Genomic DNA, 23,026 nt, shown 5'->3' with positions numbered 1-23,026 from the left:
GTCATTCCTCGAGTGAAACGTCCATGCGGTGGCGCCGTGCGTAACGGCTCAGGGTGGCGAGGCTCGCCCTGGACAGTGGGTTGCCCCCCCACAGGATCGCGTTGAAGTTATCGATGGGTACTTCGAGGATGCTGTTATCGATATGCCGGATCGCGTTGTCCCTGAGGTCGGCGGCCACAATTTTCCTCAGTGAAAACAGTCCCTGCGGCACTCGGCTGATGCCGGTCGATTGCAAATCCAGGACCGCCAGTTGTTGCATGTTTTCCAGGCTCGGAGTGAAGCCCAGCAGATTGTCGCTCAAGTCCAGATAGGTCAGTTGATGCAGGTCTGCTAATGCGTTGGCGGTCTCAATGCTCAGTTGGATATCGCAACGAGGCAGGATCAGTTCGTTCAGCCGAGGCAGCCGGAAGGCTTGTGCAGGGATGTTCTGCAAACGATAGCCATGGATGGAAAGGCTTCTGAGCTTGGGGAAACGGTCCAGAAAGTTGCCGAGGCCGGTGGTGGCCTGTTCCCCGTGCAGCGACAGCAGTGTCACATGGTCGAAGTTGGCGGTGACCGTGGGAAGGTCACCTATAAGCGTCGCACCGTAGTTCAGTTCGTGGGTGATGGTGAGGCCGTCGTCGGCGTCGTCCGTTGCAGTTTCGCGGCGCCAGCACGCTTCCATCAGCTCCTTGAACGCTTGGCGTTTGACTTGCTCATGGGCGCGCACCATGGGAATCAGTTCCATGTTCAGCGTCGGGTGGTGGGTGGGGACGTTGATTTGCCACTCTTGCAGATCCGCTTTCAGTTTTTCGTACTCGCTGCCCAAGCGCACCAGTGCCACTCGACCGGCTTCCAGATTGCCGGGCATGCCGAAGATATACAGATTGCATTCATGAGTGCTGAACGTGGGGTACAGCGCTTTAAGACGGTCGATATCGGCCCGGGGTGCGGTAGTTTCCCAGCGTTCCCCGGTGCGCTGGAAATGGCCTTTGATACGGTCAATGAGTGGGTCGGGGAAGGGGTTGCTTTCCAGGTCTATTCCGTCACTGATCGTATCCGGCAGTTCAAACAGCGCGTCGGGCAGCTCCGTGATGCGGTTGTTATTGAGGATCGCGCTCTCAAGCTCGGGGCGTGTGAGCAGGCCGGCCGGGACCTGGCCAATTTGGGTGGAGGACAGGTCCAGGTACCTGAGGTTGGGCATCGCTTCGACACTGGGTGTTCTGCCCAGCGGGTTGTTGAACATGTCGAGGGATTCCAGGCGCGACATCGATGACAACCTGGCCAGGCTCTGCTCAGTCAATTGGATGTCGCAGCTGTCGAGCACCAACTCGGTGAGATTGGGCATGGTTTCCAGGCCTTCGGGAAAAGCGCCCAGTGGCATGCTGCGCAATTCCAGGGTGTGCAGATTGCGAAAGCGTTGAATAAACCTTAGGGCTCCCGAGGTATTTTCAGTGCCCATCAGGCCGAGTGTCGAGACGTGGTCGAAATTGGCCGTCAGGGTGGGTAGTTCGCCCAAGATCGGTTCCTCGTACACCAGGCTATAGCTGAGATGTTCGTCATTGTTGTTCAGGGTCGATTCGGTTTCCCGGCGCCAGCAGCGCCTGATTTGATCGGCGAGTTGTATGCGTTTTTCTCCTTCGTAGGCGTATTCGGCAGCGCCGAGGCGGGCTTGAGTTACGGGGTCAGTCGTGGGGATTTCGGCGCGCCAAATCTCCAGGTCCTGGAACAATCGAGCATATTCGAGTTGCAATAGCTGCAACTGGGGCAACGCGCCGCCGGGGAGGCCATTCAGGCGTTGGATCAGTGCGCGATTTTGCGCAGGGGTGTGGCCAGGGTACAGCGCTTCTGCGCGCTGGATGAGCGACAACGGTGCGCCTGGTGTCGGCATGGGGCCGGGCGGGAGGGCATAGCCGTCCATGCCTCCGGGCAATCTCGGGGTTTTACCGGCAGCGGGTGGCCGCACGGGCTGGCGTTCGAGAATGGGGCGCAGCCGGTTGCGGGGCAATGGCGTTGCGGCAATCGCCTGACGCAGTTGCGGTCCTTGGCGAATATGAAGGTTCAATACAGTGCGCTCGCTGTCGGGCAGCGCCTGTAGCACCGCATTGTAAAAGTCGGTCTTGCCTTGCAGATGCAGGCCCTCGTCGTCATAGACCTGGTATGCACCTTCCTCGTGTACCAGCACTTTGCGTTCTGCTGCGGCTGCCTGGCCGATGCTGTCGCGCAAGGTGCCCTCAAGCGTATGTTCACGTACTTCCAGGCGTACGGTGCCGGACCAGCCAGGCAGTTCCGGCAACGAGTGCAGGGCCAGGATGTGGGTGTCCAGGTTGGCGGGGGCTTTCAGGTACAAACCTTCATAAGCGCGGTTCAAGCGGGTTTCCTGGCGTGCCCAATTGGCCAGCTGGTCCAGGCGCTTGGGGACTTTTCCGCTGCCCAGTTCTGCCCGCTCCAGGTCGCTGGCTTGCTCCAGTACTACGTCGGCAGCCGAGGCTGGAAGCCCGGGTCGACTGTCCATCAGTTGTTGCGCTGCCCCGTGCACGGGTTGGTTCGCGCTTTTGTAGCGGGACTCGAACAGCTTGGATTTTTGCCTCTCGGCGGCCTGCGCGATTTTGTTCCTCAGCGCGCGTGTACGCACATCAATCCCGCGGGCCGGCAGGCCGAATTCTTCACTCAGCAGGGTTTTGATTTCGGACTCATCGAGTCCCAAAAGAACGGTTTTAAGCAGGTCGCCGCTGTTGAGTTGCACCTGGTTGATCCGCACCCGCGCAACGCCGTCGCGGGATGCGTACTGCCAAAGCGTCTGGCCGGTGCCATCCACTACCTGCAGGGCCTTGGTCTCAGGCCAGGTGCCGTTGTCACAGAGTAGTTGCAACTGAGTCAGGGGCGAGGCCTGGCGATAAACCGCAGGATCATCGCTGCTCATTTGCTCGATAAAGGTCGAAATGTCTTGCTCGATCTTGAAGCGCTTGAGGGTGTCCTCCAGCAGCAAGGGCATCGGTTCACGCTGGACATGCATCTGGCGAAGCACGTTTTCGGGGGTGTTGCTCACGCTGCGAATCTGCTCCAGCTCCTGGGCGCTGAAGGTTTTCGCACGATGCCCCAACCGGCGCAGCAGGGTGGCCCTGTCCCAATACAGCGGTTGATCCAGCTCGGTTTGCCAGGCACCCGTGCCGTTGTGCCAGGTTTTGGGTTGATAGGCGTCGGGACGTTCCGGGTGCGCAAGCAAGAAGCCATCACGGTCGGGTGTTTTATTCAGCACGTAGGGGGTGTCGTCCAGGCTGATCACCGCCTGGTCCAGGTGTTGATGGATGCCTTGTGCGTTGGGGGTAGAACCTTCTGGTAAGGCGACTTTACGTGCATAGGGAGCGAGGTCAGGTTTCCAGTACAGGGTGTTGCCGTTGGGGACCTTGACCGGTTTGAAGCTATCGATAAAGGCGACCGTGCGTTGCGGCAGCAGTGCGCGAAACTCGCCCGCAGCAATCGCCCCGCCAGCGCCGAAGGTGCCCAACTGCACCAAGGCTTCGACCGTGCCCATCAGGTGCTCGAAAGCTTCGGTGGTTTGGCCCTCGGCCCAGTCGACGATGCCTTCGAAGGTTTCATCCAGCAGTTGATAGGCCATGTAGGCCAGCATGATTTCGCCCAGCACCGGCACGAACGGGGCAATCACCAGCGCGGCGATGTCGAGCAGCGACGTGGCAATTTGCTGGAATGAATCCCACAGGGCCCAGCGTGCTTTCTGGTCGACCTTGGCGGTGGAAACGGCGATGACTTGGGCGTCGTTGAGGATCTTGTTGAGCTTTTGCTGGTAGCGGTGGGTCAGCCAATCGCCGGGGATCGCCGGCGCGCCCAGTTGCAGGTTGGGGCGTTCCCTTGGGGTTTCGCGCCAGGTGGGTTGCGGGTCGGTGGGGTTGTGTGGGTGCCAGGTGATCTGCCCCAGGCGGTTGTTGAGGTTGGAGAAGAAAAAGCCACGGTCCTGGTGGGCGACGAACCGGCTGAAGAAGTGTTGATAGTTACTGTCGCGCAGTTGCCGGGTCAGTTCAGCGGTGAAAGCGGCGGTCGAGGTGTATTGCTTGATGGGGTGTTCCGGGTCGTCCGGGACATAGGCCACTACGGGTACTGCGCCGTGCTCGCGCTCCAGGTCCGGGGCGAACAGCACGATCCCGGTCAGCCGGGCCGACATCATGTGCAGGTCATGGCAACGCACGGGCTTGCCCGAGATACGTGCTGGTCGACCATCCAGTAAACCTTGCAGCGCCTGGTACATGTCGTCCTCCAGGTCGCCGTTCATGTTTGCCAGTTGCAGCGCGACCTCCAGCGCCGCACGCTCGCTGGCCTTGACCTCGTGTTGCAGAACCGTTGCCACCAGGCGATTGGTAATGCCCAGGTTCTCTTCCAGATAGGTTTTGTACTGCGCACCGATATCCAGGGTTCTGCACAGTTGAGTGAACGCCGGGATCGACAGCTCGCGCTTGATCTCGGGCAAGGGCTGGAAATGGCCACGTGCATCGGGTTGGGTGGTGAATTCGCTGGCTGCTTCGAATGCATCAGGCTGGGTCTCGTCGGCCTCGAAGTTGTGCAGCGCGGCGTCCAGCAACGAGACAGTCCAGGTGCGCGCCGCGCCGCTCTTTACGGTAAACCAGGGAATGGTCGCTGGGATGTACAGGCGCAAAAACGTGGTGCGCACGTCCAGTGTCAGTCCGAACCGGGTTTTCAATGCATCGGCCAGCAAAGGGGCGGCGAAGGCCTGGGCGTCTTGCAGCTGCTCGAGGCGCTGGTCTACCCGGTTTTGTGCGGTCCAGTGGCTGGCGTTGCGCAGGCGCAATTGGCGGTGCTGCTCGCGGGTCGCGGTTTTGTGCCACGCCAATGCGCGAGGCGAGGTGCGTTTGAGCTGGGTGCGTCGCTCGGCTGAAGCGCCGGTCAGCCAGTCGGGTACGGCTTTGGCCAGCGGTTGATAATGACTGTCGGGGTGTTGTGCGAGGTGTTGCTCGTCGATTTCAGGCATGGCGCTGTTCCTGTGCGCGGATGAGATCAACAGCAGACCAAAACGGCAATCGGTGACGGCATTACATAGTTGTGCCTCACCAACCGCCCACAACCGGCCCGGGCGGTTTAAACTGCGCCATTGCGATGCTAATTGTCGCATTGGCGTAAACCCGCGAAAATCGCGGGTTGGCGCTATAAGAAGTTGTCGCTTGGCGGCAAGGCCGCGCTGAAAACTGTCCTTACAATCCCTGCATCGCCCGCCAGTTTCAGGCAGGCGTTCCTCTTCAGGAGACTCCGATGTCCGTTGAGCAAGCCCCGGTGCAACGTGCCGATTTCGACCAGGTCATGGTTCCCAACTACGCACCTGCCGCTTTCATCCCCGTGCGTGGCGCAGGTTCCCGCGTGTGGGACCAGGCGGGCCGAGAGCTGATCGACTTTGCCGGCGGCATCGCGGTCAACGTATTGGGTCACGCCCACCCGGCGCTGGTCGGTGCATTGACCGAACAGGCCAACAAGCTGTGGCACGTGTCCAACGTCTTCACCAATGAGCCGGCCCTGCGCCTGGCCCATAAGCTGATCGACGCCACGTTTGCCGAGCGTGTGTTCTTCTGCAACTCCGGCGCCGAAGCCAACGAGGCCGCCTTCAAGCTGGCCCGTCGCGTCGCCTTCGACCGCTTCGGCACCGAGAAATACGAAATCATCGCCGCGCTGAACAGCTTCCACGGCCGCACCCTGTTCACGGTGAACGTGGGTGGCCAGTCGAAGTATTCCGACGGCTTCGGTCCGAAAATCGTCGGCATCACCCACGTGCCGTATAACGACCTGGAAGCGCTGAAAGCCGCCGTCTCGGACAAAACCTGCGCCGTGGTGCTGGAGCCGATCCAGGGCGAAGGCGGTGTGCTGCCGGCAGAGCTTTCTTACCTGCAAGGCGCCCGCGACCTGTGCGACGCGAACAACGCGCTGCTGGTGTTCGACGAAGTGCAAACCGGCATGGGCCGCAGCGGCGAGCTGTTTGCCTATCAGCATTACGGCGTAGTACCGGACATCCTCACCAGCGCCAAGAGCCTGGGCGGCGGTTTCCCGATTGCCGCCATGCTGACCACGGAGGCCCTGGCCAAGCACCTGGTGGTCGGCACCCACGGCACCACCTACGGCGGCAACCCGCTGGCGTGCGCGGTGGCGGAAGCGGTGATCGACGTGATCAACACCCCGCAAGTGCTGGCTGGCGTTAATGCCAAGCGCGACCTGTTCGTTTCCCGTCTGGAGAAGATTGGCCAGCAATACGGCATCTTCACCGAAGTGCGTGGCCTGGGCCTGTTGCTCGGTTGCGTGCTGAGCGATGCCTGGAAAGGCAAGGCCAAGGACATCTTCAACGCCGCTGAGCGCGAAGGCCTGATGATCCTGCAGGCCGGCCCGGATGTCGTGCGTTTCGCCCCGAGCCTGGTGGTGGAAGATGCCGATATCCAGGAAGGCCTGGACCGCTTCGAACGTGCTGTGAAAAAGCTGACGCAAGCCTGATAGACCGTTGGGTGCCCGGCGATTCGGGTACCCAACACAAATTTTGTATGCCGGACTCTTTAGTTGAAGCTGTGAAGATCAAATGTGGGAGCGGGCTTGCTCGCGAATGCAGTGGCTCAGTCACCTGAAATGTTGAATGACACACCGCTTTCGCGAGCAAGCCCGCTCCCACACTTGACCTCACTGATTTCAAGATCGTGTCCGGCATTTTTTCCTGTGAGTTTTCGAGTTAAGGAGTGACACCATGCTGGTGATGCGCCCCGCGCAAATGGCTGATCTGGGCGAGGTACAGCGTCTGGCTGCGGACAGCCCGATTGGTGTCACCTCCTTGCCGGATGATGTCGAACGCCTGAGCGACAAGATCGCCGCGAGCGAAGCGTCCTTCGCCGCCGAGGTCAGCTTCAACGGCGAAGAAAGCTATTTCTTCGTGCTTGAAGACACCGACGCCGGCAAGCTGGCGGGCTGCTCGGCCATCGTCGCTTCGGCGGGCTACTCGGAACCGTTCTACAGCTTCCGCAACGAAACCTTCGTGCATGCTTCCCGCGAGCTGAAGATCCATAACAAGATCCACGTGCTCTCGCAGTGCCATGACCTGACCGGCAATAGCCTGCTGACCAGCTTCTACGTGGTACCGGAGCTGGTGGGTTCGCCGTGGTCGGAACTCAACTCCCGTGGCCGCCTGCTGTTCGTGGCCGGCCACCCGGAACGCTTCGCGGACTCTGTGGTCACCGAGATTGTGGGCTACAGCGACGAGAACGGTGATTCGCCGTTCTGGGACGCCATCGGCCGCAACTTCTTCGACCTCAACTACGCTGCCGCCGAGCGCCTGTGCGGGTTGAAGAGCCGGACCTTCCTTGCCGAACTGATGCCGCATTACCCGATCTACGTGCCGCTGTTGCCGGACGCCGCCCAGGAAGCCATGGGCCAGGTGCACCCACGGGCGCAGATCACCTTCGACATCCTGATGCGCGAAGGCTTCGAGACCGACCATTACATCGACATCTTCGACGGCGGCCCAACCTTGCACGCACGGGTCTCGGGCATTCGCTCGATCGCCCAGAGCCGTGTGGTGCCGGTGAAGATTGGTGAGATGGTCAAGGGTGTCGGCCGCCAGTACCTGGTGAGCAACGGCCAATTGCAGGATTACCGCGCGGTGATGCTGGAACTGGACTATGCGCCGGGCAAGCCAGTGACCCTGGACCTGGAAACCGCCGAAGCCCTGGGCGTCGGCGAGGGTGCCAGCGTTCGACTGGTAGCGGTTTAAGAATGAGTTTCGCGGGTGGCCTGCAAGGCGGCCCGTTTGAGGAGATAGCATGATCGTTCGTCCCGTACGCAGCAGCGATTTACCGGCCCTGATTGATCTGGCGCGCAGCACCGGCACCGGCCTCACCACCTTGCCGGCCAATGAAGAGCGCCTGACCCACCGGGTCGGCTGGGCTGAAAAGACCTTTCGCGGCGAAGCCGGGCGTGGTGATGCGGATTACCTGTTCGTGCTGGAAAACGACGAAGGCCGCGTGGTGGGGATTTCCGCCATCGCCGGTGCCGTCGGCCTGCGTGAGCCCTGGTACAACTTCCGGGTCGGCCTGACGGTCAGCGCCTCCCAGGAGCTGAACATCTACCGTGAAATCCCGACGCTGTTTCTGGCCAACGACCTGACCGGCAACTCCGAGCTGTGCTCGTTGTTCCTGCACGCCGATTACCGCAACGGCCTTAACGGTCGCATGCTGGCCAAGGCACGCCTATTGTTTATCGCGGAATTTTCGCAGTTGTTCGGCAACAAGATCATCGCCGAAATGCGCGGCATGTCCGACGAAGCCGGGCGCTCGCCGTTCTGGGAAAGCCTGGGCCGGCACTTCTTCAAGATGGAATTCAGCCAGGCCGACTACCTCACCGGCGTAGGCAACAAGGCGTTTATCGCCGAGCTGATGCCGAAGTTTCCGCTGTACAGCTGCTTCCTGTCCGAGGACGCACGCAACGTGATCGGCAAGGTCCACACCGACACCGAGCCGGCCTTGAGCATGCTCAAGAGTGAAGGTTTCAGCTACCAGGGTTACGTCGACATCTTCGACGCAGGCCCGGCGGTGGAGTGTGAAACCACCAAGATCCGCGCCGTACGCGATAGCGAGGCGCTGGTGCTGGCGATTGGTACGCCGGGTGACGACGCCACGCCGTTCCTGATCCATAACCGTAAACGCGAAGATTGCCGCATTACCGCCGCACCGGCGCGGTTGGCTGCGGGCACCCTGGTGGTCGATCAACAGACCGCCAAGCGCCTGCAACTGATCGCCGGTGATCAAGTGCGCGCCGTACCGTTGTCCGCTGCCCGGGAGTCGAAATAATGAATTCGCTATACATCGCAGGTGAGTGGCTGGTAGGCCAGGGTGAAGTGTTTGAGTCGCTGAACCCGGTGACCCAGCAGGTCGTGTGGTCGGGTAATGGCGCTACCACCGAGCAGGTCGAGTCTGCCGTTCAGGCCGCGCGCCAGGCGTTTCCAGCCTGGGCCAAGCGCTCCCTGGAAGAACGCCTGAGCGTTCTGGAAGCCTTCGCCGCCAACCTGAAAAGCCGTGCCGACGAATTCGCCCGCTGCATCGGTGAGGAAACCGGCAAGCCATTGTGGGAATCGGCGACTGAAGTCACCAGCATGGTCAACAAGGTCGCGATCTCGGTGCAAAGCTACCGCGAACGTACCGGCGAGAAGAGCGGCCCACTGGGCGACGCCACTGCCGTGCTGCGCCACAAGCCCCACGGTGTGGTGGCGGTGTTTGGTCCTTACAACTTCCCGGGTCACCTGCCTAATGGGCATATCGTACCGGCCTTGCTGGCGGGTAACACCGTACTGTTCAAACCGAGCGAGCTGACCCCGAAAGTCGCCGAGCTGACGGTGCAATGCTGGATCGACGCCGGCCTGCCGGCGGGCGTGTTGAACCTGCTGCAAGGCGCGCGGGAAACCGGGATCGCCCTGGCGGCCAACCCGGGTATCGACGGTTTGTTCTTCACCGGCTCCAGCCGCACCGGCAACCATCTGCACCAGCAATTCGCCGGGCGCCCGGACAAGATCCTCGCGCTGGAAATGGGCGGCAACAACCCGCTGGTGGTGGACGAAGTGGCCGACGTTGATGCGGCGGTGTACACCATTATTCAGTCGGCCTTTATCTCGGCCGGCCAGCGCTGCACCTGTGCCCGTCGCCTGTTGGTGCCGGAAGGCGCCTGGGGTGATGCGTTGCTCGCGCGCCTGGTGGCGGTGAGTTCGACCATTGAAGTCGGCGCGTTTGATCAAACGCCTGCGCCGTTCATGGGCTCGGTGATTTCCCTTGGTGCCGCGAAGGCGTTGATGGATGCCCAGGAATTGCTGCTGGCTAATGGCGCCGTGGCGCTGTTGGAAATGACTCAACCCCAGGCCCAGGCTGCGCTGCTGACGCCGGGGATTATCGATGTGACCGAGGTCACGGATCGCGCTGACGAAGAGCTGTTCGGCCCGCTGCTGCAAGTGATTCGCTACACCAATTTCGAGGCGGCGATTGCCGAGGCCAACAACACCCAATACGGCCTGGCGGCCGGGTTGCTGTCGGATTCCGAAGCGCGTTACCAGCAGTTCTGGCTGGAGAGCCGTGCCGGGATCGTCAACTGGAACAAACAGCTGACGGGTGCCGCGAGCAGCGCGCCATTTGGCGGGGTAGGGGCTTCGGGCAACCATCGCGCCAGCGCCTATTACGCGGCGGATTATTGCGCGTACCCGGTGGCCTCGCTTGAGACCCCGAGCCTGGTGCTACCGGCGACGTTAACCCCAGGTGTGACGCTGATCTAAATGTGGGAGCGGGCTTGCTCGCGAAGGCGGTGTGTCATTCAACATTTCAGGTGACTGAACCACCGCTTTCGCGAGCAAGCCCGCTCCCACACTTGATTTGTGGTGTGTTCAAGTAATTTGATGCCTATAAAAATACAGATGTTCGTGGAGCCTCGCCGATGAAATCCTGTGAAGTCAATTTTGACGGTCTCGTGGGGCCGACCCATAACTACGGCGGTTTGTCCTACGGCAACGTCGCGTCCCAGAGCAACAGCCAGCAGTCCTCCAACCCGAAGGAAGCGGCGCTGCAAGGCCTGGCGAAGATGAAAGCCCTGATGGAAATGGGCTTTGTGCAAGGTGTGCTGGCGCCCCAGGAACGTCCGGATGTGGCCGCCTTGCGCAGCCTCGGTTTTGCCGGCACCGACGCACAAGTTATCCAACGGGCCGCCAAGCAAGCCATGCCGCTGCTGGTTGCCAGTTGCTCGGCGTCGAGCATGTGGGTGGCCAACGCCGCCACCGTCAGCCCGAGCGCCGACACAGCCGATGGCCGCGTGCATTTCACCGCCGCCAACCTCAACTGCAAATACCACCGCAGCATCGAGCACCCGACCACCAGCCGCGTGCTGGGGGCGATGTTCGCTGACCAGAAGCACTTCGCCCACCACGCTGCATTGCCGGCAGTGGCGCAGTTCGGCGACGAAGGCGCGGCCAACCACACGCGTTTTTGCCGTGACTATGGCGAGGCGGGCGTAGAGTTTTTCGTGTTCGGCCGCAGTGCGTTCGACACCCGCTACCCGGCGCCGCAAAAGTACCCGGCGCGCCAGACCCTCGAAGCCTCCCAGGCAGTCGCTCGCCTGCACGGCCTGCGGGATGGCGGCGTGGTCTACGCCCAGCAGAACCCGGCGGTGATTGATGCCGGTGTGTTTCACAACGACGTGATCGCAGTGGGCAATGGCGAGGTGCTGTTCTATCACGAGGACGCGTTCCTCAATACCGAACAGATGCTCGGCGAATTGCAGGGCAAACTCGGCAAACTCGGCGGCAACTTCCAGTCGATCTGCGTGCCCCGGGCCCAGGTTGGCGTTGAAGACGCGGTGCGCTCCTACCTGTTCAACAGCCAGTTGCTGACCCGCGCCGACGGCTCGATGCTGCTGATCGTGCCGGAAGAGTGCCGTGCCAACGAGCGCGTCTGGCAGTACCTGCAAGGCCTGACGTCCTCGGGCGGGCTGATCCGCGAAGTCAAAGTCTTCGACCTCAAGCAAAGCATGCAGAACGGCGGTGGCCCGGCGTGCCTGCGCTTGCGCGTAGCGTTGAATGAAACCGAACTGGCGGCGGTCAACCCAGGGGTTATCATGACGGCGCCGTTGTACGACACCCTGACCCAATGGGTCGACAAGCACTACCGCGACAGCCTGCGGGAAACCGACCTGGCTGACCCGCAATTGCTGCTTGAGTGCCGGACGGCACTGGATGAACTGACGCAAATCCTTAAACTGGGCTCGGTTTATCCTTTCCAGATCAATTAACGCCGCACGGCTGAGAACTATTTATGACCACCGACACCCTGAAACTGATCCTTGAAGACACCGACGGCACCCAGCTGGAAACCTCCTGCACCCGCGTTGCCGTGGTGTGGCAGGGCAAGGAGATCTGGATCCAGCACGACGGCCGTGGCCAACTGCTGATCGGCGTTGACGTGGAAGAAGGCGACGCGGAATACGCCAACCTGCTGATGCGCCCATTGGCCACCAACCTGATGAGCCTGCAACTGGAAATGGAACCAGCCGACGTTGAAGGTGATGACGACGATCACGTCCACGGTCCTGGCTGCAACCACTAAGGAAGCCGCTTATGCTCGCCCTCGGCAAACTGCTTGAACTGACCCTCGCCGGTCGCGAACCGGCGCAAAAAATTCAACTGACTGTCGATGGCGTGCAACTGCGCTGGCTCAGTGAGGGCGCGCTTGAAGTGCGGCCTCCTGAGGCGCGGGACAACGGCAGCGACGTGCTGCTGTCGTCCGGCATCCATGGCAACGAAACCGCGCCAATCGAATTGGCCGACCGCTTGCTGCAAGGCATTGCCCGCGGGGAGATCAAGCCCCGTACCCGTATTCTGTTCCTGTTCGGTAACCCCGAGGCCATGCGCCGCGGCGAGCGTTACCTCGAACTGGACGTCAACCGGCTGTTCAACGGCCGTCATGAACAAAGCATCGGCCCTGAAGCCATGCGCGCCGCCGAGCTTGAGCAGTTGGCCCGCACCTTCTTCAGCGTGCCAGGGCGTAGCCGTTTGCACTACGACCTGCACACCGCCATCCGTGGCTCGAAGATCGAGCAGTTCGCGCTGTACCCGTGGAAAGACGGTCGCCAGCATTCGCGTGCCGAGCTGGCGCGCCTGCGAGCCGCCGGCATGGAAGCGGTGCTGCTGCAGAACAAGACCTCGATCACCTTCACCGCGTTTACTTACGAACAGCTTGAGGCTGAGTCCTTCACCCTGGAGTTGGGCAAGGCCCGGCCGTTCGGGCATAACCAGGGCGTGGACGTGTCACGTCTGGAAACCCGTCTCAAGCAGATCATCGAAGGCAACGAGCCGGCCACCGAGAGCCTGGACGGCTTGAAGCTGTTCAGCGTCTCCCGGGAAGTCATCAAGCACAGCGATGCCTTCGTCCTGCATTTGCCTGCGGACGTGGAAAACTTTTCGGAGTTGGAGAAGGGGTATCTATTGGCCGAGGACATTGCCAAGACCCGCTGGGTGATCGAGGAGGAGGGCGCACGCATCATCTTCCCGAACCCGAAGGTCAAGAATGGCTTGCGGGCCGGGATATTGATTGTGCCGACCACGGATGCTGGCCTGGCCTGAACCCCGAGACTGACTCGGCCAAAATGTAGGAGCTGGCTTGCCTGCGATGGCATCAACTCGGTCTGTCAGGCGCACCGAGGTGATGCCATCGCAGGCAAGCCAGCTCCTACAGTGTCGCTTAAACCGCTACCGCCCGAGGCTCATTGCGACGCAGTGCGCGAACCTTGTGCAGGGTGTCGGCGCAGGTGCGTGCCGCTTCCTGGCCTTTGTGTACGAAGTGCTCATAAAAGAACGTGTGGTGCTCGCTGCCCGCGTGGAAGTGGTGCGGAGTCAGGGATACCGAGAACACTGGCACTTCGGTTTCCAGCTGAACCTGCATCAGGCCGCTGACCACAGACTGGGCCACGAACTCGTGACGGTAGATCCCGCCGTCCACCACCAGGGCGGCCGCGACGATACCGGCATAACGGCCGGACTTGGCGAGCAGCTTGGCGTGCAGGGGCATTTCAAAGGCGCCGCCGACTTCGAAGAAATCGATGTCCGATTCCTGGTAGCCCTGGGCGATCATTTCGGCGAGGAAACCTTTACGGGATTGGTCGACAATATCCTTGTGCCAGCAGGCCTGGATAAACGCGACACGCTCGCCGTGATGGTTTTTGCTTTTGCTGTCGATTGCGGTGGGTTGCATGTTCTGACTCCTGTTTAAGAAAAAAACAGGGCGTTATGAATCGAATGGGATTTAAGGGTACGCACAGCTGGCTCATGAAAACATGACGTCAGCGCGGCCCTTAGGTGCCAATCCCGTTCTCTCTTCATCCGGACTATGACCGTCGGCCCCGGGATCACACCGGGTCTGCTGACCTTGTCGCCGTCCTGCCGAGGCAGTTCGAGGCGCCAAGCGCTCGCGGGCTATGCACATTGCGTGCAATTACCGCCGGTGGGGAATTACACCCCGCCCTGAGAACGTTGCCGCCAGAACCCTGGCGGCGGAGAGTTTTTATCATGGTTTTTCAGAAACTGCACGGTTGGTTTATCGATAACCTATATCGGTTTGTTTGGTTGGTATTCGATTGTGCAAGCCCGGGGCTTGATATTCCGCGGGTTTGCCCGCAGTAATCGTTAACACAAGAAATGCCCCAATCCGCTAGAGGCTAGTTTGATGACCGTGATTGACCTGCGCAGCGACACAGTGACCCAACCGACCCCAGGCATGCTCGACGCGATGGCGACGGCGGCCAGTGGCGACGACGTCTACGGCGAAGACCCGAGCGTCAATCGCCTGGAAGCCGAACTGGCCAAGCGCCTGGGTTTTGCCGCCGCGTTGTTCGTGCCCACCGGCACCATGAGCAACCTGCTGGCGTTGATGGCGCACTGCGAGCGTGGCGAGGAATACATCGTCGGTCAGCAGGCTCACACCTACAAATACGAAGGCGGCGGCGCGGCAGTCCTCGGCTCGATCCAGCCGCAACCCCTGGAAGTGCAGGCCGACGGTTCCCTGAACCTTGAGCACGTGCTGGCGGCGATCAAGCCGGACGACTTCCACTTCGCCCGCACCCGTTTGCTGGCGCTGGAAAACACCATGCAGGGCAAAGTATTGCCCCTTGAATACCTGGCGGCCGCGCGGGCGTTTACCCGGGAACACGGCCTGGCCTTGCACCTGGATGGCGCGCGGCTCTACAACGCGGCGGTCAAGCTGGGGGTGGGTGCGCGGGAGATCGCCCAGCACTTCGATTCGGTGTCGGTGTGCCTGTCCAAAGGCCTGGGCGCCCCGATCGGCTCGGTGTTGTGCGGCTCCACGGCGTTGATCGCCAAGGCCCGCCGTTTGCGCAAAATGGTCGGTGGCGGCATGCGCCAGGCCGGCTCGCTGGCAGCGGCGGGGCTGTACGCCCTGGATCACCAGGTGCAGCGCCTGGCCGACGACCACGCCAACGCCCAATGGCTGGGGGATGAACTGCGCAAGGCGGGCTACAGGGTGGAGCCGGTGCAGACCAACATGGTCTACGTGGATATCGGTGAACGGGCTGAGGCGTTGAAGGTGTTTGCTGCCGAGCGCGGGATCAAGTTGAGCGCCGCGTCGCGTCTGCGCATGGTCACTCATCTGGACGTCAGCCGGGCACAGATCGAGCAAGTGCTCGCGACATTTGTCGAGTTTTCCCGGAAATGACAGTGCAGACCGTCTAATTGACTGTTTCTATCACATAAACACGCTGTACCACGGGCAAAGGGCCGATATAATGCGGCCCTTTGCCGTCGCTCCGTCTGATGACGTTTAGCACTGGCCTTTGGCCGCAGCCTCCGTGGAAGAACCTAATGAAAAGCGCAGAAATCCGTGAAGCCTTCCTTCGCTTCTTCGAAGAGCAAGGTCACACCCGTGTCGCCTCCAGCTCCTTGATCCCAGGCAATGACCCAACCCTGCTGTTCACTAACGCGGGGATGAACCAGTTCAAGGACTGCTTCCTGGGCCAGGAAAAGCGCGCCTACACCCGCGCCACCAGCAGCCAGAAGTGCGTACGCGCCGGCGGCAAGAACAGCGACCTGGAAAACGTGGGCTACACCGCCCGCCACCACACATTCTTCGAGATGCTGGGTAACTTCAGCTTCGGCGACTATTTCAAGAAAGATGCGATCACCTTCGCCTGGACCTTCCTGACCGGCGTGCTGAAGCTGCCGAAGGAAAAACTCTGGGTGACCGTCTACGCCACCGATGACGAAGCCTACGACATCTGGACCCAGCAAATCGGGGTGCCGGCCGAGCGCATGATTCGCATCGGCGACAACAAGGGCGCGCCTTACGCCTCCGACAACTTCTGGACCATGGGCGACACCGGCCCGTGCGGCCCTTGCACCGAGATTTTCTACGATCACGGCGCCGACATCTGGGGTGGCCCACCGGGCTCGCCGGAAGAAGACGGCGACCGCTACATCGAAATCTGGAACAACGTGTTCATGCAGTTCAACCGCACCGCCGATGGCGTGTTGCATCCGTTGCCAGCGCCGTCGGTGGACACCGGCATGGGCCTGGAGCGGATCAGTGCGGTGATGCAGCACGTTCACTCCAACTACGAGATCGACCTGTTCACCAACCTGCTGAGCGCTTCGGCCGCGGCCATTGGTTGTGCCAACGACAATCAGTCGTCGCTCAAGGTTGTATCGGACCACATCCGTTCCTGCGGTTTCCTGATCGCCGACGGTGTATTGCCGTCGAACGAAGGCCGTGGCTACGTGCTGCGCCGCATCATCCGTCGCGCCTGCCGCCACGGTAACAAGCTGGGCGCTACCGGCAGCTTCTTCTACAAGATCGTTGCCGCGCTGGTAGCCGAGATGGGCGAAGCCTTCCCGGAACTCAAGCAGCAGCAAGCCAACATCGAGCGCGTGCTCAAGGCTGAAGAAGAGCAGTTCTCCAAGACCCTGGAGCACGGCCTGAAGATCCTCGAGCAGGACCTGGCCGAGCTTAAAGGCACCGTGGTGCCGGGCGATGTGGTGTTCAAGCTGTACGACACCTACGGTTTCCCGATGGACCTGACCGCCGACATCGCCCGCGAACGCGAGCTGACCATCGACGAAGCCGGGTTTGAGCGTGAGATGGAAGCCCAGCGTGTACGTGCCCGTTCCGCCAGCTCCTTTGGCCTGGACTACAACACCTTGGTAAAGGTTGATGTAGCGACTTCGTTCATTGGTTATGAAGCCACCGTTGGCTCGGCCAAGATCGTGGCTATCTATAAGGACGGCAAGTCGGTCGACGTGCTGAACGAAGGTGACGAGGGCGTTGTAGTCCTGGATCAGACCCCGTTCTACGCTGAGTCCGGCGGCCAGGTCGGTGACTGCGGTTTCCTGAGCTCGACTTCCGGTCGTTTTGAAGTGCGCGACACCACCAAGACCGGCGGTGCGTTCCTGCATCACGGCGTGCTGGTGCTGGGTAACCTGACCGTCGGCGCGCCGGTGGACACTCAAGTGGATGCCGACGTACGGCATGCAACTGCTTTGAATCACTCGGCCACTCACTTGCTGCACGCCGCGTTGCGTCAGGTGTTGGGTGAGCATGTGCAGCAGAAGGGTTCGTTGGTGGATAGCCAGCGCCTGCGTTTTGACTTCAGTCATTTCGAGGCGATCAAGCCTGAGCAGTTGAAGGCCCTGGAAGACATCGTCAACGCCGAGATTCGCAAGAACACCCCGGTGGAAACCGAAGAAACCGACATCGAGACCGCCAAGAAAAAAGGCGCCATGGCGCTGTTTGGCGAGAAGTACGGCGACGAAGTGCGCGTACTGAGCATGGGCGGCAGCTTCTCGGTTGAGCTGTGTGGCGGTATCCACGCCAGCCGTACCGGCGACATCGGCCTGCTGAAGATCATCAGCGAAGGCGGTGTGGCTTCCGGCGTGCGTCGTATTGAAGCGATCACCGGCGCTGCGGCCCTGGCCTACCTCAATGCGGCAGAAGAACAACTCAAGGAAGCGGCCGGCCTGGTCAAGGGCAGTCGCGACAACCTGATCGACAAGCTCTCCGGCGTACTGGAGCGCAACCGTCAGCTGGAGAAACAGCTGGAGCAGTTGCAGGCCAAGGCGGCCAGCGCGGCGGGCGACGATTTGTCGGCTTCCGCCCTGGACGTCAAGGGTGTGAAAGTGCTGGCCGTGCGCCTGGACGGTCAGGACGGCAAGGCGCTGTTGGCCTTGGTCGATCAGTTGAAGAACAAGCTCGGCCGCGCAGTGATCCTGCTCGGCAGTGTCCATGAGGAGAAGGTCGTTCTGGTTGCCGGTGTAACCAAAGACCTGACTGGCCAACTCAAGGCCGGTGATTTGATGAAGCAAGCCGCCGCGGCAGTGGGCGGGAAGGGCGGTGGTCGTCCGGACATGGCGCAAGGCGGTGGTGTTGACGCCGGCGCCCTGGACGCGGCCCTGGCCCTGACCGTGCCGTTTGTCGAGGCAGGTATTTAAGACGCTGTTAATGAGCCCGTGGTCTAGTCGCGGGCTCAGTCAGTGCTGGTTGATTGAATAACAGGCGCCCCTTTACGGGCTGAGGCGGCTTAGAAATGGCTTTGATCGTACAGAAATTTGGAGGCACCTCGGTCGGCTCTGTCGAAAGAATCGAGCAGGTCGCCGACAAGGTTAAGAAATTCCGCGATGCCGGCGATGACCTGGTGGTGGTGCTGTCGGCCATGAGCGGCGAGACCAATCGCCTGATCGATCTGGCCAAGCAAATCAGTGGCGATCAGCAACCGGTTCCCCGTGAGCTGGACGTGATCATTTCCACCGGTGAGCAGGTGACCATCGCGTTGCTGGCCATGGCGCTGAACAAGCGTGGTGTGCCGGCGGTGTCCTACACTGGCAACCAGGTCCGCATTCTTACGGATAGCGCGCACACTAAAGCACGCATCCTGCAGATTGATGATCAGAAGATTCGCGCTGACCTGAAGGCCGGTCGTGTAGTGGTTGTCGCCGGTTTCCAGGGCGTCGACGAACACGGCAACATCACCACCTTGGGTCGTGGCGGTTCCGACACCACCGGCGTGGCCCTGGCGGCAGCCCTGAAGGCTGACGAGTGCCAGATCTACACCGATGTGGATGGCGTCTACACCACCGACCCGCGGGTTGTGCCCGTGGCTCAGCGCCTGGACAAGATCACCTTCGAAGAGATGCTGGAAATGGCCAGCCTCGGTTCCAAGGTGTTGCAGATCCGTGCCGTTGAGTTCGCCGGCAAGTACAACGTTCCGCTGCGCGTACTGCACAGCTTCAAGGAGGGTCCGGGCACCCTCATTACTATTGATGAAGAGGAATCCATGGAACAGCCGATCATTTCCGGTATCGCTTTCAACCGTGATGAAGCCAAGCTGACTATCCGTGGCGTGCCAGACACCCCGGGCGTGGCCTTCAAGATTCTGGGCCCTATCAGTGGCGCGAACATCGAAGTCGACATGATCGTGCAGAACGTTTCGCACGATAACACCACCGATTTCACCTTCACCGTGCACCGCAACGAGTACGATGCGGCGGAGCGGATCCTGCAGAACACCGCGAAGGAAATCGGCGCCCGTGAAGTGGTCGGCGATACCAAGATTGCCAAGGTGTCGATCGTGGGCGTGGGCATGCGTTCCCATGCGGGCGTTGCCAGCCGCATGTTCGAAGCCCTGGCCAAGGAAAGCATCAACATCCAGATGATCTCCACGTCGGAAATCAAGGTGTCGGTGGTGATCGAAGAGAAGTACCTGGAACTGGCTGTACGCGCACTGCATACCGCTTTTGAGCTGGACGCTCCGGCCCGACAGGGCGAGTGATGCGTTGCCAGGAAGGCGCGGTTATCCGCGCCTTTCATTTTTTTGTCGGGCGCGTGGTGAAGACCTGTTCTTTTACCTGGGCTCGACAATACTTAGGCAGGTAGGGCTATGACCATTTGGTTGTAGGTCGAATGCCTTTTTTTTGCAGACTGTTGTTCCCGAAATGAAATGCGTGAGGAGAAAGGTATGCTGATTCTGACTCGTCGATGCGCAGAAAGCCTGATTATTGGTGATGGCGAAATCACCGTGACCGTGCTCGGCGTTAAAGGCAATCAAGTGCGTATTGGGGTTAACGCTCCGAAAGAGGTGGCTGTCCACCGCGAGGAAATCTACCTGCGGATCAAGAAAGAGAAGGACGAAGAACCAAGCCATTAATTTTTATCGTTTTTTATGTTTGCAAACGGGGATGAAGCTGGTTAATATACGCCCCGTGTTGCGGAGAGCTGGCCGAGTGGCCGAAGGCGCTCCCCTGCTAAGGGAGTACACCTCAAAAGGGTGTCGGGGGTTCGAATCCCCCGTTCTCCGCCATTATTTGCTTAGTACGTTGCAATCTGGTTTTTTCGCTAAGTTGTTGAAACTAAACGAAAAAATAGCTTTACATAGAGATTGAACGGCCTATAATGCGCGGCAACAAATGCACTCGTAGCTCAGCTGGATAGAGTACTCGGCTACGAACCGAGCGGTCACAGGTTCGAATCCTGTCGAGTGCACCATTTAAGAGTTAGTTGCAGCAATGCAGGTAACTTGGCTTCAACCAGTTGTGATCTGGTCTAAAAACACAATCTGCACTCGTAGCTCAGCTGGATAGAGTACTCGGCTACGAACCGAGCGGTCACAGGTTCGAATCCTGTCGAGTGCACCAAACAACAAAAAGCCCGCCAAGTGCGGGCTTTTTGCCGTCTGGGGTTTTTATTTCCCGCGGCGTCTTTTTCTCCCGCCCATGTGTTTTCCTTTTGAGCTGCGTCGTCGCGGTTCATATGTGTGGCCAATGCTCAGCTTTGTGTCGCAAGCGCTTGTTCTTTCCAGTTTTTTGACGTTAAAAGCGGCCGCCCGGTGTATCATTGCGCCCGTCAGCCCCGCCGGGGCTTGTGGAACACTTCCATGGACTTACCCAGTAGCTACTCAGTACCCCGTTTTACCAATCATGAATTGACTGATTGATCCTTCCGGCGTGCCCTGCTGCTGGGAGTGGAGTTCGCCTATGACCGAAGTTGAAGTAAAGAAAACACAAGAAAGCCTGCAGGATCGCCTGGCTCAAGTCGTCGAGCTGCTGCAGCGCCAGCGCGTGGTCGAAGACCTGACGCATCGCCAGGAAGGCGCGAATCACGACCGGGTCGAGAACCTGGTCCACCGGCAAAACCTTGTCGAGCTGCAACGCAAGCTCGATGACCTGCACTCTGCCGACGTCGCCTACATCCTCGAAGCCTTGCCGCTTAATGACCGTCTGACTCTGTGGCAGTTGGTCAAGGCTGACCGCGACGGCGACATCCTCCTCGAAGTATCCGACTCGGTCCGTGAAACCCTGATCGCCGACATGGACGATCACGAGCTCCTGGCTGCCGCCAAGGACATGGATGCCGACGAACTCGCTGACCTGGCTTCCGAGCTGCCGCGAGACGTCGTTCATGAGCTGATGGAAACCCTCGACGCTCAACAGCGTGAGCGCGTGCGTTCGGCGTTGTCCTACGACGAGGAGCAGGTCGGTGCACTGATGGACTTCGAGATGGTCACCATCCGCGAAGACGTCAGCCTGGAAGTGGTTCTGCGTTATCTGCGCCGCCTCAAGGAGCTGCCGGGCCACACCGACAAACTGTTCGTGGTCGATAACGAAGGCATTCTCAAGGGCGTGCTGCCGATCAAGCGCCTGCTGGTCAATGACCCGGACAAGAAAGTCGCGGACGTCATGGCCAGTGATCCGGTGAGTTTCCATCCCGACGAAGACGCTTACGACGCCGCCCAGGCGTTCGAGCGTTATGACTTGATCTCGGCCCCGGTGGTCGACAAGAACGGCAAGCTGATCGGCCGTCTGACTATCGATGAAATGGTCGACCTGATTCGTGAGGAGAGCGAAAGCGAAGTCCTCAACATGGCCGGTCTGCGGGAAGAAGAAGATATTTTTGCGTCAGTCTGGAAGTCCCTGCGTAACCGCTGGGCCTGGCTGGCGGTCAATTTGATTACCGCGTTTATTGCATCAAGGGTTATTGGCCTGTTTGAAGGCTCCATCGAGAAGCTGGTGGCCCTGGCGGCGCTGATGCCGATCGTGGCCGGGATTGGCGGTAACTCGGGTAACCAGACCATCACCATGATCGTGCGTGCCATGGCGCTGGATCAGGTGGGTACCGGCCATGGTAAGCGTTTGATGCGCAAGGAGCTTGCGGTCGCGCTGATCAACGGCGTGGTGTGGGGTGGTGTCATTGGCATCGTGGCGTACCTGCTGTATGGCAGTTGGTCGCTCGGCGTGGTCATGACCGCGGCGATGACGCTTAACCTGCTGTTGGCGGCCTTGATGGGGGTTCTGATTCCAATGACCCTGGTACGCCTTGGGCGCGACCCGGCCATGGGCGCTAGTGTCATGATCACGGCCATGACTGACAGTGGCGGCTTCTTCATCTTCCTTGGCCTGGCAACCATCTTCCTGCTTTGATCCCTTCTATAGGCCAGGGGGCTTTTGCCCCCTGATCCTTCTTTACCAAATCCCAGGCAAAAAAAAGCCAGCCCATGGCTGGCTTTCAGCTTTCGGTTGCCAATCAGTTGGCTTCTGCAGCTGCCTCAACGTCGTGAGCGATAAGCGAGACGAGAGCATTTTGCTGACGGTGGGAGAGCTGACGAAAACGCTGCAGCAGTTCGCGTTCGTGCAGTGACAGCTCGGGGCTGTCCAGGCGCATGCTCAGCTCGTCGCCCAGCGCACCTTCCTGAATCAGGCTTTGTTCCAGGCGTGCGATGATTTCGGAGTTCATGCTGCGGTGATGATTGCGAGCCACCTCGGCAATGCGTTCCCGCATTCCGTCTGGCAGACGTACGACGAACTTGTCAGCCGTACGGCTGGAATAAATTGCCTGTTTCAATGGGCGCATATATTTAACCGGTTAGTTCAGGGGAGCGGTTTTTGGAATTGGCCGCAAGATGCATGTTAGGACAAGGCTTGCTGCCAAATGTTCAACCTGAATTGCAAAGAGGCCGCATCATGCCTCAGATTTGCCAGTTCCTTGGCGTCAATTCTGTGACAAATATTGAACCGGCTACCGGCTTTATGCCAGTACTCATTTCAAAATTTGCGAACTGGTTGGAAAACTTTTCCACGGACGCACCCAAAGGGTGTTGAGGCCGCAGGCCCTGGGCGCAAAAGGCTTTTCGGGCGCACATCCTATAGCAATATGGCCTTTTGCCCTTAACTTTAAGATTAGTGGCAAATTGCCAATTTACGAGGGCGGAGCGACATATGGTCAGTTGTTCGGACGGGTGAGCCTGAGGGTGGCTGCTATTTGCAAGAGGACGACGAGCGGAGGGATTCAGCGCAATACGGGATCGAATTTGATGCGGCGACCAATGATGATTGCCAGTACCCACAGGCTGCCGAACACGCCGGCGGCAACGAATGAGACGGTCTGTACGTCTTGCGACAATACGTTCAAGCCGAGGCCGGCGGCGGCCAGGGTCAGGGTTAGAAACAACCAGGCGGACTTGGTCATGGAATACTCCG

Annotated in this window: 16 protein-coding genes, 3 tRNA genes and 1 riboswitch; of the genes, 15 read left to right on the top strand and 4 right to left on the bottom strand. The window is 60.1% G+C overall.

Going from position 1 to position 23,026, the window contains the following annotated elements; translation table 11 throughout:
- Nucleotide 1: 1 nt before the first annotated feature.
- On the bottom strand, nucleotides 2–4,981 hold the full coding sequence (locus HBJ59_RS12705) for a leucine-rich repeat domain-containing protein (protein ID WP_167663721.1): 4,980 nt from the start codon (nucleotides 4,979–4,981) through the stop codon (nucleotides 2–4).
- Between the two features lie 278 nt (nucleotides 4,982–5,259).
- On the opposite strand from HBJ59_RS12705, the gene HBJ59_RS12700 reads away from it, so the two are divergent.
- From HBJ59_RS12700 to astE, 7 genes are all read left to right on the top strand, one after another.
- Complete coding sequence (locus HBJ59_RS12700) at nucleotides 5,260–6,480, top strand: aspartate aminotransferase family protein (protein ID WP_167663720.1); 1,221 nt, start codon at nucleotides 5,260–5,262, stop codon at nucleotides 6,478–6,480.
- 244 nt (nucleotides 6,481–6,724) lie between these two features.
- Nucleotides 6,725–7,744: an arginine/ornithine succinyltransferase subunit alpha gene (gene aruF, locus HBJ59_RS12695; RefSeq protein ID WP_167663719.1), complete on the top strand. Its 1,020-nt coding sequence runs from the start codon at nucleotides 6,725–6,727 to the stop codon at nucleotides 7,742–7,744.
- A 49-nt stretch (nucleotides 7,745–7,793) separates the two neighbouring features.
- Nucleotides 7,794–8,819: an arginine N-succinyltransferase gene (gene astA / locus HBJ59_RS12690; protein ID WP_076015018.1), complete on the top strand. Its 1,026-nt coding sequence runs from the start codon at nucleotides 7,794–7,796 to the stop codon at nucleotides 8,817–8,819.
- Complete coding sequence (gene astD / locus HBJ59_RS12685) at nucleotides 8,816–10,285, top strand: succinylglutamate-semialdehyde dehydrogenase (protein WP_167663953.1); 1,470 nt, start codon at nucleotides 8,816–8,818, stop codon at nucleotides 10,283–10,285. Before astA ends, astD begins: the two co-directional genes overlap by 4 nt.
- Before the next feature lie 158 nt (nucleotides 10,286–10,443).
- Complete coding sequence (gene astB, locus HBJ59_RS12680; RefSeq protein WP_167663718.1) at nucleotides 10,444–11,790, top strand: N-succinylarginine dihydrolase; 1,347 nt, start codon at nucleotides 10,444–10,446, stop codon at nucleotides 11,788–11,790.
- 23 nt (nucleotides 11,791–11,813) lie between these two features.
- Complete coding sequence (locus HBJ59_RS12675) at nucleotides 11,814–12,104, top strand: hypothetical protein (protein WP_003214319.1); 291 nt, start codon at nucleotides 11,814–11,816, stop codon at nucleotides 12,102–12,104.
- Nucleotides 12,105–12,115: 11 nt separating this feature from the next.
- Nucleotides 12,116–13,120, top strand: a complete 1,005-nt coding sequence (astE, locus tag HBJ59_RS12670; protein ID WP_167663717.1) for a succinylglutamate desuccinylase — start codon at nucleotides 12,116–12,118, stop codon at nucleotides 13,118–13,120.
- 118 nt (nucleotides 13,121–13,238) lie between these two features.
- Here the strand turns inward: astE and HBJ59_RS12665 are convergent, their stop codons facing one another.
- A complete protein-coding gene (locus HBJ59_RS12665) occupies nucleotides 13,239–13,748 on the bottom strand; it encodes a 6,7-dimethyl-8-ribityllumazine synthase (RefSeq protein WP_076015023.1) in 510 nt (169 codons plus the stop codon).
- A 111-nt stretch (nucleotides 13,749–13,859) separates the two neighbouring features.
- Nucleotides 13,860–14,029: riboswitch (FMN riboswitch) on the bottom strand.
- Nucleotides 14,030–14,219: 190 nt separating this feature from the next.
- Between HBJ59_RS12665 and ltaE the strand changes: the two genes are divergently transcribed.
- The 8 genes from ltaE to mgtE all read left to right on the top strand — a co-directional run bounded on the left by ltaE (nucleotide 14,220) and on the right by mgtE (nucleotide 21,970).
- Nucleotides 14,220–15,224 carry a low-specificity L-threonine aldolase gene (gene ltaE, locus HBJ59_RS12660; protein ID WP_167663716.1) on the top strand — a complete coding sequence of 335 codons (1,005 nt, stop codon included), beginning with the start codon at nucleotides 14,220–14,222 and terminating at the stop codon, nucleotides 15,222–15,224.
- A 146-nt stretch (nucleotides 15,225–15,370) separates the two neighbouring features.
- The gene (gene alaS, locus HBJ59_RS12655; protein ID WP_167663715.1) at nucleotides 15,371–17,989 is read left to right on the top strand and encodes an alanine--tRNA ligase; all 2,619 of its coding nucleotides are present in this window, start codon (nucleotides 15,371–15,373) and stop codon (nucleotides 17,987–17,989) included.
- A gap of 95 nt (nucleotides 17,990–18,084) precedes the next feature.
- The gene (locus HBJ59_RS12650) at nucleotides 18,085–19,326 is read left to right on the top strand and encodes an aspartate kinase (protein ID WP_076015026.1); all 1,242 of its coding nucleotides are present in this window, start codon (nucleotides 18,085–18,087) and stop codon (nucleotides 19,324–19,326) included.
- Between the two features lie 186 nt (nucleotides 19,327–19,512).
- Nucleotides 19,513–19,701, top strand: coding sequence for a carbon storage regulator CsrA (csrA, locus tag HBJ59_RS12645; RefSeq protein WP_002554426.1), 189 nt, complete (start codon nucleotides 19,513–19,515; stop codon nucleotides 19,699–19,701).
- 62 nt (nucleotides 19,702–19,763) lie between these two features.
- Nucleotides 19,764–19,854, top strand: a tRNA-Ser gene (locus HBJ59_RS12640).
- A 108-nt stretch (nucleotides 19,855–19,962) separates the two neighbouring features.
- Nucleotides 19,963–20,039: transfer RNA gene (locus HBJ59_RS12635), tRNA-Arg, on the top strand.
- Nucleotides 20,040–20,111: 72 nt separating this feature from the next.
- A tRNA-Arg gene (locus HBJ59_RS12630) sits at nucleotides 20,112–20,188 on the top strand.
- Between the two features lie 339 nt (nucleotides 20,189–20,527).
- Nucleotides 20,528–21,970: a magnesium transporter gene (mgtE, locus tag HBJ59_RS12625; protein ID WP_076015027.1), complete on the top strand. Its 1,443-nt coding sequence runs from the start codon at nucleotides 20,528–20,530 to the stop codon at nucleotides 21,968–21,970.
- A 103-nt stretch (nucleotides 21,971–22,073) separates the two neighbouring features.
- Here the strand turns inward: mgtE and HBJ59_RS12620 are convergent, their stop codons facing one another.
- Both HBJ59_RS12620 and HBJ59_RS12615 read right to left on the bottom strand, forming a co-directional pair.
- A complete protein-coding gene (locus HBJ59_RS12620) occupies nucleotides 22,074–22,400 on the bottom strand; it encodes an Arc family DNA-binding protein (RefSeq protein WP_003175643.1) in 327 nt (108 codons plus the stop codon).
- 435 nt (nucleotides 22,401–22,835) lie between these two features.
- Nucleotides 22,836–23,015, bottom strand: a complete 180-nt coding sequence (locus HBJ59_RS12615) for a PA3371 family protein (RefSeq protein ID WP_167663714.1) — start codon at nucleotides 23,013–23,015, stop codon at nucleotides 22,836–22,838.
- Nucleotides 23,016–23,026 lie beyond the last annotated feature (11 nt).

The sequence above is a fragment of the Pseudomonas sp. AN3A02 genome (assembly GCF_011765255.1).
In the GTDB taxonomy this organism is placed as follows: domain Bacteria; phylum Pseudomonadota; class Gammaproteobacteria; order Pseudomonadales; family Pseudomonadaceae; genus Aquipseudomonas.
The sequence above is the reverse complement of the archived record's forward strand: the minus strand, read 5'-3'. Positions and strand labels throughout refer to the sequence as shown.

Coding starts and splice junctions, on each gene's coding strand:
- aruF (WP_167663719.1), top strand. CDS start 6,725: ATGCTGGTGATGCGCCCCGCGCAAATGGCTGATCTGGGCGAGGTACAG.
- HBJ59_RS12665 (WP_076015023.1), bottom strand. CDS start 13,748: ATGCAACCCACCGCAATCGACAGCAAAAGCAAAAACCATCACGGCGAG.
- HBJ59_RS12705 (WP_167663721.1), bottom strand. CDS start 4,981: ATGCCTGAAATCGACGAGCAACACCTCGCACAACACCCCGACAGTCAT.
- alaS (WP_167663715.1), top strand. CDS start 15,371: ATGAAAAGCGCAGAAATCCGTGAAGCCTTCCTTCGCTTCTTCGAAGAG.
- HBJ59_RS12615 (WP_167663714.1), bottom strand. CDS start 23,015: ATGACCAAGTCCGCCTGGTTGTTTCTAACCCTGACCCTGGCCGCCGCC.
- HBJ59_RS12620 (WP_003175643.1), bottom strand. CDS start 22,400: ATGCGCCCATTGAAACAGGCAATTTATTCCAGCCGTACGGCTGACAAG.
- astE (WP_167663717.1), top strand. CDS start 12,116: ATGCTCGCCCTCGGCAAACTGCTTGAACTGACCCTCGCCGGTCGCGAA.
- HBJ59_RS12675 (WP_003214319.1), top strand. CDS start 11,814: ATGACCACCGACACCCTGAAACTGATCCTTGAAGACACCGACGGCACC.
- HBJ59_RS12700 (WP_167663720.1), top strand. CDS start 5,260: ATGTCCGTTGAGCAAGCCCCGGTGCAACGTGCCGATTTCGACCAGGTC.
- astB (WP_167663718.1), top strand. CDS start 10,444: ATGAAATCCTGTGAAGTCAATTTTGACGGTCTCGTGGGGCCGACCCAT.
- astA (WP_076015018.1), top strand. CDS start 7,794: ATGATCGTTCGTCCCGTACGCAGCAGCGATTTACCGGCCCTGATTGAT.
- HBJ59_RS12650 (WP_076015026.1), top strand. CDS start 18,085: ATGGCTTTGATCGTACAGAAATTTGGAGGCACCTCGGTCGGCTCTGTC.
- ltaE (WP_167663716.1), top strand. CDS start 14,220: ATGACCGTGATTGACCTGCGCAGCGACACAGTGACCCAACCGACCCCA.
- csrA (WP_002554426.1), top strand. CDS start 19,513: ATGCTGATTCTGACTCGTCGATGCGCAGAAAGCCTGATTATTGGTGAT.
- mgtE (WP_076015027.1), top strand. CDS start 20,528: ATGACCGAAGTTGAAGTAAAGAAAACACAAGAAAGCCTGCAGGATCGC.